We start from the raw sequence: 8,485 nt of genomic DNA, 5'->3' as shown, positions 1-8,485 counted from the left end.
CCGAAGAAAGACGCCGGTCCGGCCATGCCCGGCGGCGGCATGGGCGGTATGGGCGGCATGGACTTCTAACCGCGCCGCGCGGTATCGCTTCCTAAAAGAGCTAGCGACACGGCCTCAAGTAGCCCGAAGGGCGGTAGGCCAACGCAAAGCAACAGAGACCCTCGGTGGAAACACCGAGGGTTTTTGTTTTGGTATCGCGCCATGCGTCACAATCCACGATAGTGTCTCAAAGATAAAAACCTCCCAAAGAGAGCACCCATGCACTTCCTAATTCGCCTTGCCGTGGCCTTATGTTTTTCCGCTACGGCAAGCGCTCAATCCATTGAGGGAACGTCACGGGCGATGCAAGAGGGCAATAGATTCACCCTGGATAACACTCGCTTTGATTTTGCTTTCTGCAATAAAGAGCGATGGCTGTTGAAAACCAGAACGACACAGACCTGGACCGAACAGATGAAAGGATCAGAGGCACTATTGCGCCTCGATATCTTCCGACCGCACGAGACCCAACCATCCCGCACCATTGAGCTCCAAGACGGCGTTGCTGCGGACTTCGATCTTTATAATTGCCGGATGACCGCGACCCTCGAACGGGAGGATCTGAAGTGGTGGCTTGTTCATGATCTCAACACGAGTCTCCCACTCCTGAAGTCGATGCTTCGGCCCCAAAAATTCTGCCTCGCTTCAAAACCCAACGATCAGCCCTTCGTTCGTGATTGCAGCTTTATCTATGGCTTCCACGTCCCCGACGACGACGACCTAAAAGGGAACCTGTTCACAATAAATAGTCTGGGGATAATGACCCTGGCGCATGGCTCAATGGTTCGGCGCTTTCATCTGACACATGATGATCCACAGGTCGTACGAGCTATGACAAGTTATTGGGATGAGTCCTGGACCGTCAGTTTCGTTGAGCGCAAAGCTGGTAGCCCAACCGTAAGCTGGTCATCTGAAAAGACCATTCAAGAACGCCCTTTAGCCTTGAAGCTTTCGTGGTCTGAGGCCGGTGTCAGCGTATTCATTCCAATCACGATGGACGGGCTGGATTTGTCGAGCACCGTCCTGCCTGACGGCATCAGAATTGAAGAACTGGCGGGCCCAAAAAACTAACGCCAAATCGTCGCCTCCTGACTCATCGATTTAACTCATGGATCTACCCACAAATCTGCCCGATTGATCTATCTGATAGATCAATCAACCGAGCAGATGAGAGGCAGCCCATGACTCCGCATTTCCAGCTTCGCAAGCGCCTGCATACCGCCCGCAGTCTCTGCACCATGGGGACCGTTGCCTCGGCCATCATGGCGGTGGCCTCTCCGCTGCTGGGGTACGGCGGGATGTATGCCGGGATGATCTTCACTTTCGTCAATTGGGCGATCACCGCCATCAGCCTTTATGCCCTTGCCAATCTGTGTAGCGCGGCGGGGTGATCCTGTCAGAGCAAACCCTTGATCTGACCGGCTGAAATCGCGAACCTCTTTGCCAAAAGAGATAAGGAAGGGCGCGATATGAAAAAGACACCGCTGGTCTGGGATCTGCCCACCCGCCTGTTCCACTGGGCGCTGGCGATTCTGATCCTCATGGCCTGGGTCACGGCCGAGATTCAGGAGAACCTGGAGCGTCATGCGCTCGTCGGGCAGGCGATCCTGACGCTGGTGCTGTTCCGCATCCTCTGGGGGTTTGTCGGCGGGCGCCATGCGCGCTTCACCGATTTCATCAAACACCCCCGCGCCGCCTTCCAGCATCTGAACGAGCTGCGCGGCCCGAACCCGACCCATGATGCCGGTCACAATGCGGCGGGCGGCTGGATGGTGGTCGCCCTGCTGGGGCTGATCGGCCTGCAGGCGACGACCGGGCTTTTCATGAGCGATGGCGTGCTGTTCGATGCGCCGCTCTATGACCGGGTCGGCGAAGCCACTGCAAAACTAATGGGCCGGATCCACCGGCTGAACTTCACCGTGATCGAGATCGCGGTGCTGGCCCATATCCTGGCCGTCTTCACCTATCTGATCTGGAAACGCCAGAACCTGATCGGCGCCATGGTGACCGGCCGCAAGAAGGGCATCGACGAAGCGACCCTGACCCCGCTTGAAGATCGCGCACCCGCCCTCTGGCGTGCCCTGATCTGCCTCGCCGTCGCTTTTGGAGTGGTGCGGTCGATCTTCGTCTGGGGGTAGACATGCCCCGAAGGATCGGGGCATGTCGGGGATAAAGTAGTGACCCTAGATCGGCATCCCGACATCAATGCGATTGCCGTCCGGATCCTCGAAGACAAAGGCCCGCAGACCATACTCCTGGTCCTTCAGCCCCTTGATGATGCGCAAGCCATGGGCTTTGCAGAGGGCATGCATCCCATCGACATCGCCGACCATCATATGGGCGACATTGAAGGGAGCGGCCGTATGCTGGGGCTGGAGGGTCAGATGCAGCTCCGCCGCATCCTTCTTCAGGATCATGAAGCCCACGGGGTTCCCGTTCTCGAAGGTCTTCTGGAACCCCAGCACGTCGATATAGAAGGCACAGGCCCGCGCCATGTCCTTGACCGGCAGCATGGTGGCCACCCGGCCGAAACGAAGATCGGTCATCGTCCAACTCGTAAGTTTGAAACGCCCTAGCGGACGGTGCCGCAACAGGCCGGAGGGACGGTGCCCAGAGAAAGCTTAAGGCGTCTTATCCTCGGTGATCAAGCGGGCGCCGCGTTTGAAGGTGAGATAGGACCAGAGCCAGTTGATCGCCACCACGATGCGGTTGCGGAAGCCGATCAGGAAGAAGATGTGGACGATCCCCCACAGCCACCAGGCGATCATGCCGCTGAACTTTGCCCAGCCAAAATCCGCCACCGCCGCGCCCCGACCGATTGTGGCGACATTGCCATAGTTTCGATATCGAAATGGTTTTGGGGTGGATTTTCCGGCTAGACGTGCCTTGATCACATCGGCGACATAGGCGCCCGCCTGCTTGGCGGCAGGCGCAACACCGGGCAGCAACGTACCGTCGCGATCCTTCAAGGTGGCGACATCGCCGACGACAAAGATGTCGGGCTGGCCCGCCACACTGAAATCGCCCTGAACCGGCACACGGCCCGCCCGGTCGGTTTCGACGCCCAGCCATTTGCCAACCGGCGAGGCCTGCACGCCTGCGCCCCAGATGACCGTGGCCGCCGGGATCCGCTCCTCCCCCACCACGATGCCGTCTTCGTCGCATAAGCTGACGGGGGTGCCGAGGTGGACTTCCACCCCCAGCCGCGCCAACTGCTTGGCGGCCTTCACCGACAGAGCTTCAGGGAAGCTGGTCAGGATACGCGGGCCAGCCTCGACCAGCAGGATCCGGGTTTCGCGCGGGTCGATCTTGCGGAATTCGCCCTTCAGCGTGGTCTTCGCCAGTTCTGCCACCGCGCCCGCCATTTCAACGCCGGTAGGGCCGCCGCCGATCACCGCCACGGTCATCAGGCGTCGCCGCGCTGCAGGATCATCGGTCGCTTCCGCCCGCTCGAACGCTGCCAGCAGCCGATGGCGGATCGCCGTGGCATCACCCAGAGTCTTGAGGCCGGGTGCATCCGCTTCCCATTCGGGATGGCCAAAATAGGCGTGCCGCGCGCCGGTCCCCAGGATCAGCGTGTCATAGGGAACTGGACCGTCCGCCAGTTGCACACTCTTGGCCGCCGTATCGACCCCTGTCACCTTGCCCAGCAGGACCGTGACGTTTTTCTGCCCCGCCAGAATAGAGCGGATCGGCACCGCGATATCGGCGGGCGACAGCGCGGCGGAGGCGACCTGATACAGCAGCGGCTGAAACAGATGATGGTTGCGGCGGTCGATCACCAGAACATCGATATCCGCTCCGGACAGGGCCTTGGCCGCACTCAGACCGCCAAAACCGGCGCCCACGATCACAACCCGGTGACGTCGTGCCATACGCTACCCCTCGCTATCAGGACCAAGGAACCCAGACGAGCTTGACCTTGGTATTATCGCAGCTTTGGGTATGTACCAGGAATGCTTTGCGCTCAGGGACAGGTTGCACTTTCGACACGCAATATCCCGCACTTTGAGTGACCAGCCGCCAGGGAACACGCGACAACGAACTCCCTGTCGCGACCCGTCCGCTCGACGCAAAGGCCCAAAGGCCGCCCTGTTCATCGCTGGAGACGATCTGGCCGCCATAGGGCGCGCCTAAGGGCTTGGCCCAGGCGCCCCTGACCCGCGGTGTCGCGGCAAAGCCTTTGGCGAAATACTGGAAGGACACCATGGGATTGGCACCCGTGGCGTCGCCGGAGAGGTTCGAGCGGCAGGCCACCCTGGTGTTGCGGTCGGGCAGGACGCTTTCGCCCTCATAGACCTTGATCGGCAGGCTATAGGCCGAACCGTCCGAACGTTTGAACGTCCGGCCGCCATCGGTCGAGACGGCATAGCTGAGGTTCGTGCAATCGCCGCCCGCGCTGCCCTGGCGCCAGGCCCAGCTGACATGCATATGGTTCTGCTTATCGAACCAGAGGCGCGGCTGATAGCCCCACCAGCCGCTCTGCGAACAGAAGGCCGTGACGGTCCCTGCCCGTTCCGCATCAGCGTCGCTGACCGCGATCTTACCGCCTAACGGATTCCAGAGCTGGGTCGCAGCGTTATATTTGGCAATCCCGCAGGCATATTCCCGCTCCTTGAACGGGCGCTTGGGCCGGACCGCATGGCGATAGGTGACGTATAGCTCGCCATTCCGATCCTTGAAGAAGGCCGGATAGGTGATCTGGTTGCCGGGGATGGCGGCGCTGCCCAGGCTGGGAAAAGGCGTCTGGCTCTTGAATTTCACAAGGCCCAGGACCGTGGTCCCCACAGGTTCGCCCCGGAAGGTGAACTCGGTTATATCGCCCGGCCTGGTCGAGACCACATATTGCCAGGGCATATTATGCATGTTGTAGACGATGTGGATGTAGCCCGCCTTGTCGACCGCGATGGACGGCTGGGTGTGGTAATTGTCGTCCATCGTGCGCGATTCCACGACAGACGACGTCCAGCGATAACCATCGCCCGCAATCGGTGTCCCCTTGCGAACCACCGTCCGCAGATTGATCCCGGTGGCCACGCCCTGGGCAGGCTCCACATTCACCGTGTAGATGGTACCCTTGTCATAGGCGACCTGGGTGGCAAAGACATTGAGATTGCCTGCCACCGCGACCGGCGCCATCACCTCCTGCACGCCCGCCGCCTCGGCTTCGGCGGCAGCAGCGGAACCTGCCACCAGCCCGAGAGCCAGGGCCGATGCGATCAGGCTGCGAGGCATCTGTCGATCCCACCCATGAAATTATCCGCCATCGCCTCGATGGTATAAGCCCGACCATCGGCGCGGGCCTGGGCTGCCAGACGCTGGCGGAATTCGCCATCGGCCAGCAGGCGCGCCACCGCCTCGGCATAGGCCTCAGCGCCGTCTCCGGCCAGAATGCCGTTCTCGCCATCGCGCAGGTAGGCGATCTCGGGCGAATGTTTGGCATTGCGGGTGGAAACCATCGGCAGGCCCGCGCAGAAACTATCGAGGATATGCAGCCCGACGAGGCCCGGATTGAGCATCACCGATCCGGCCCGGAAGTAGCGCGCCTTCTCGGCCCCGAACTTCACGCCGACCGTGCGCATCCAGGGTTTTGCCGCCGCATCCAGCATCGCCCGGCCTGGACCGTCACCGACGACCGCCACCGTGAAGCCGGGGAAACGCTCGGCCAGGATATCGCCCGCCTCCAGCAGCAGATCCAGGCGCTTTTCGGCATAGAGCGAGCCGCAGAAGATACCCAGATGCCCGCCGTCGGGCACCCGCAGTTCGGTCCGCAGATCGGCGATCTCCTCAACCGTGACCGCATCGCACTGAGCCCGGAAGCCGTTGGTGTCGATGGCGTTGTTGAGGGCGGTGATCTGATTGGCGGGATAGCCCGACCCGACCAGCAGATCGACCGTGGCATCGGTATAGGCGAACCAATGGTCGACCTGATGGCTGAGCGCCCGTTTCCAGCGCTCGCGCAGACTATCGGAATCCTCGGCCTGAAGATTGGCGCCATGCCCCCAATAGCCGACCTTGGTGCGGCCGAACTTACGGCGCAGCAGCCAGGGATAATTGGAGATCACCCGATTGAGCTGCAGAATCACGCAGAGGTCGGGATTGGCCAGTTCCTGGGGCAGCGGCTGCCAGACGAGATCGCTGCCGCCCAGGCTGATATAGCGGTTGCGGACCTGATCGGCCCAGTCGAGATGCCCCTGGTCCTTGCGCACCAGTTCGGCATCGGTCGGCTGCCCGTGGATGACGCGCAGATCGATATTGCGATCTTCGGCCAGTTCCCGCATCCGCTCGAACAACGGCACGCGATATTGGAAAAGGCGATGCTGAACCAGCAGGACCTGTTTGCGGGGATTGCTCATAGGGCGACCTCCATAGGACGACGGCTAACGGGGGATTGCGCGGCGAGCGGCCGGGCATAGCGGGCGGCGGGCGCCGGTGCCTTGGCGGCATGGGCGGCCAGCGCGATGGAAACCAGGGTCAGCATCTGCCACAGCTCGTGGGTTTCGCGGACGAACGAGCTTTCGGTCATGTTCCAGATCAGAACGACCGTGCAGAGCACAAAGAAGGCGCTGGCATCGAGCCAGTCGGCACGGAACCGGCGCAGCAGGCGGAAGGTGAGTTCCAGCCAGAAAAACAGGAACAGCGCGATCCCCACCAGACCACCGCGCACACCCAGATCGATGAAGCCATTGTGGAACTGGCCGAACTTCATGGTGTGGATGGAGAGAACCGAGGCCAGACTGTCGAAGCTCCAGCCCACCATCAGCTTTTCGGAAAAAGCCATGAGGGCGATGTCCCACAGCTCGGTGCGGCCCGTCAGGGTCGGATCGCGCCCGGCAGCGCCTGCCACACCGGCAAGGCTGAAGAGTTCCGGCTTGGCGGCCAGCAGCACGATGATGCCGAGGAAGCCGACGAAGACGACGCTGGTCAGCTTGGCCTTGCGCACACCGGACTTGTTGTTCCGCATGTGGGCCAGCACCGGCACGCCCAGAATGACCAGACCGCAGAGCGCCGTGGAGGTCATGCTGCCCGATCCGCGCAGGGTCAGGAAGGCCGTCGCCAGCACCCCCAGCGCCAGCAGCTTGCCGAACCAGCCATGCCTATCCCAGAAACTCGCCAGCGCCGCCCAGACCGCCAACACCGTCACCATGCCCAGATGGTTGGGGTTCGTGGTGATCCCCTTCCAGCGATAGGTGACGTTATGGATGCCTTGATCCGGTAGGAAGACCGCCATGGCGACTGACAGGAACAGCAGCACCCCAAGCGCGACCGCGAAGAAGAGATACGGAAACCGTCCCCGCGCCTCGATATAAAGACCCGCCGCAATGGTAGTGGCCAGCAGCCCCACCAAATGGATCGCGACCAGGATCACCTTCATCGGAAAGCTGGACCAGAGGGCCGAGGCGGCGACAAACAGGATCAGCAGCAGCACACCCTTGGCGCGCCCCAGCACACCTATGGCGTCGCCGCTGCGCATCAGGCAGAGGATGGCGCCCCAAAGGTAGGCGGTGCCGAACACCATCATGCGGGTCGGATCGTCCAGACTGCCGCTGCCCCCGCCCAGATCCACCGTCTTTTCCGCCGTCAGCGGCACGATGGCCGCGATCAGCGCCAGCAGGAACGGCAGGAAATAGACGATCCCGGCAGGCTTCTTCCCTGCCTTCTCTATGACTGCCCTCATTTGCCTTCTCCTGTCAGGCGCGCCAGCAGGGTCTCGCCCAGCTGATGTCCGAACTCGTCATAGGCGGCGGCGGTGAAATGCCGCCCGTCGTAGAGCGCACTGCGGCGGGCATCGACATAGGGCGCCGGATCGATCAGTACGCCGGGAGACGCAATCGACCGCAAAGCCGCCCGATAGGGAGCAGCATCCGTCTTGCCGCCATCGATGACCCAGCGATAGAAGGTCCGCCGCAAGCCGCCGGGGCTGAGCGGCGCCACCTCGCCAAAATCGACCGGCGGGATTTCGACCACAAACGCGCGAACGCCGCAGCCGGTTGCAAGGCCGAGGAAACGGGCGGTATGGGTCGCATAGCTCATCGGGCCGCTGTGGCTGAAGACGTCATTGATCCCGACCAGCACCAGCAAGGTCACCCGCCGACCCGGATATTCCTTGGCCATCAGGGCCGCCAAACCACCGGGACCGGCAAAACGCTCCAGCACGCTGCGGGAGGTTTCGCCGGGGAAGCCGTGGCTTTTCACCAGGATAGGCCGTCCCGCCTCGGCAAAAGCGGATCGCAGACCATCGTCGAGCTTGCCCCAACTGGCCCAGCTGTCGCCGACGACAACCAGCAGATCGCCCGCATCAGCGGTGACCGGTCGCGGCGCCTCGCACAAAGGCTCGGGTTCGACGGACCGGCGGTCGTAGGTGATGGCGCCACCAACCAGGATGATCGTGGCGCTGATGCTTCCCAGCACCCACGCTTTAAAACTTCCCTGGCGCTTCATGCTG

9 protein-coding genes are annotated in these 8,485 nt (G+C 62.0%); 3 read left to right on the top strand and 6 right to left on the bottom strand.

Translation table 11 applies throughout. The annotated features are described in order from the left end of the window. Window positions 1–258: 258 nt before the first annotated feature. The 3 genes from ACFSM5_RS21985 (at window position 259) to ACFSM5_RS21975 (ending at window position 2,177) form a co-directional block, all read left to right on the top strand. Entirely contained in the window at window positions 259–1,110 is an 852-nt protein-coding gene (locus ACFSM5_RS21985) for a hypothetical protein (RefSeq protein WP_379879085.1), read from the top strand. Between the two features lie 110 nt (window positions 1,111–1,220). Then, complete coding sequence (locus ACFSM5_RS21980) at window positions 1,221–1,430, top strand: hypothetical protein (protein ID WP_379879083.1); 210 nt, start codon at window positions 1,221–1,223, stop codon at window positions 1,428–1,430. A 78-nt stretch (window positions 1,431–1,508) separates the two neighbouring features. Further along, complete coding sequence (locus tag ACFSM5_RS21975; protein WP_379879081.1) at window positions 1,509–2,177, top strand: cytochrome b/b6 domain-containing protein; 669 nt, start codon at window positions 1,509–1,511, stop codon at window positions 2,175–2,177. A 45-nt stretch (window positions 2,178–2,222) separates the two neighbouring features. Here the strand turns inward: ACFSM5_RS21975 and ACFSM5_RS21970 are convergent, their stop codons facing one another. The 6 genes from ACFSM5_RS21970 to ACFSM5_RS21945 all read right to left on the bottom strand — a co-directional run bounded on the left by ACFSM5_RS21970 (window position 2,223) and on the right by ACFSM5_RS21945 (window position 8,481). After that, on the bottom strand, window positions 2,223–2,585 hold the full coding sequence (locus ACFSM5_RS21970) for a glyoxalase superfamily protein (RefSeq protein ID WP_379879079.1): 363 nt from the start codon (window positions 2,583–2,585) through the stop codon (window positions 2,223–2,225). 75 nt (window positions 2,586–2,660) lie between these two features. Then, window positions 2,661–3,914, bottom strand: a complete 1,254-nt coding sequence (locus ACFSM5_RS21965) for an NAD(P)/FAD-dependent oxidoreductase (RefSeq protein ID WP_379879077.1) — start codon at window positions 3,912–3,914, stop codon at window positions 2,661–2,663. 16 nt (window positions 3,915–3,930) lie between these two features. Continuing rightward, window positions 3,931–5,274, bottom strand: coding sequence for a BNR-4 repeat-containing protein (locus ACFSM5_RS21960; protein ID WP_379879075.1), 1,344 nt, complete (start codon window positions 5,272–5,274; stop codon window positions 3,931–3,933). After that, a complete protein-coding gene (locus tag ACFSM5_RS21955) occupies window positions 5,259–6,395 on the bottom strand; it encodes a glycosyltransferase family 4 protein (protein WP_379879073.1) in 1,137 nt (378 codons plus the stop codon). The genes ACFSM5_RS21960 and ACFSM5_RS21955 overlap by 16 nt, the downstream gene beginning before the upstream one ends. After that, window positions 6,392–7,717: an O-antigen ligase family protein gene (locus ACFSM5_RS21950; RefSeq protein ID WP_379879071.1), complete on the bottom strand. Its 1,326-nt coding sequence runs from the start codon at window positions 7,715–7,717 to the stop codon at window positions 6,392–6,394. The genes ACFSM5_RS21955 and ACFSM5_RS21950 overlap by 4 nt, the downstream gene beginning before the upstream one ends. Further along, window positions 7,714–8,481 carry an SGNH/GDSL hydrolase family protein gene (locus ACFSM5_RS21945; protein WP_379879069.1) on the bottom strand — a complete coding sequence of 256 codons (768 nt, stop codon included), beginning with the start codon at window positions 8,479–8,481 and terminating at the stop codon, window positions 7,714–7,716. Before ACFSM5_RS21945 ends, ACFSM5_RS21950 begins: the two co-directional genes overlap by 4 nt. Window positions 8,482–8,485: the final 4 nt, after the last annotated feature.

It is taken from the genome of Lacibacterium aquatile (assembly GCF_042683105.1).
GTDB lineage: Bacteria > Pseudomonadota > Alphaproteobacteria > Elsterales > Elsteraceae > Lacibacterium > Lacibacterium aquatile.
The sequence above is the reverse complement of the archived record's forward strand: the minus strand, read 5'-3'. Positions and strand labels throughout refer to the sequence as shown.

What these genes read in the sequence shown, in the direction of transcription:
- ACFSM5_RS21950 (WP_379879071.1), bottom strand. Translation starts at nt 7,717, where the DNA reads ATGAGGGCAGTCATAGAGAAGGCAGGGAAGAAGCCTGCCGGGATCGTC.
- ACFSM5_RS21985 (WP_379879085.1), top strand. Translation starts at nt 259, where the DNA reads ATGCACTTCCTAATTCGCCTTGCCGTGGCCTTATGTTTTTCCGCTACG.
- ACFSM5_RS21955 (WP_379879073.1), bottom strand. Translation starts at nt 6,395, where the DNA reads ATGAGCAATCCCCGCAAACAGGTCCTGCTGGTTCAGCATCGCCTTTTC.
- ACFSM5_RS21945 (WP_379879069.1), bottom strand. Translation starts at nt 8,481, where the DNA reads ATGAAGCGCCAGGGAAGTTTTAAAGCGTGGGTGCTGGGAAGCATCAGC.
- ACFSM5_RS21970 (WP_379879079.1), bottom strand. Translation starts at nt 2,585, where the DNA reads ATGACCGATCTTCGTTTCGGCCGGGTGGCCACCATGCTGCCGGTCAAG.
- ACFSM5_RS21975 (WP_379879081.1), top strand. Translation starts at nt 1,509, where the DNA reads ATGAAAAAGACACCGCTGGTCTGGGATCTGCCCACCCGCCTGTTCCAC.
- ACFSM5_RS21965 (WP_379879077.1), bottom strand. Translation starts at nt 3,914, where the DNA reads ATGGCACGACGTCACCGGGTTGTGATCGTGGGCGCCGGTTTTGGCGGT.
- ACFSM5_RS21980 (WP_379879083.1), top strand. Translation starts at nt 1,221, where the DNA reads ATGACTCCGCATTTCCAGCTTCGCAAGCGCCTGCATACCGCCCGCAGT.
- ACFSM5_RS21960 (WP_379879075.1), bottom strand. Translation starts at nt 5,274, where the DNA reads ATGCCTCGCAGCCTGATCGCATCGGCCCTGGCTCTCGGGCTGGTGGCA.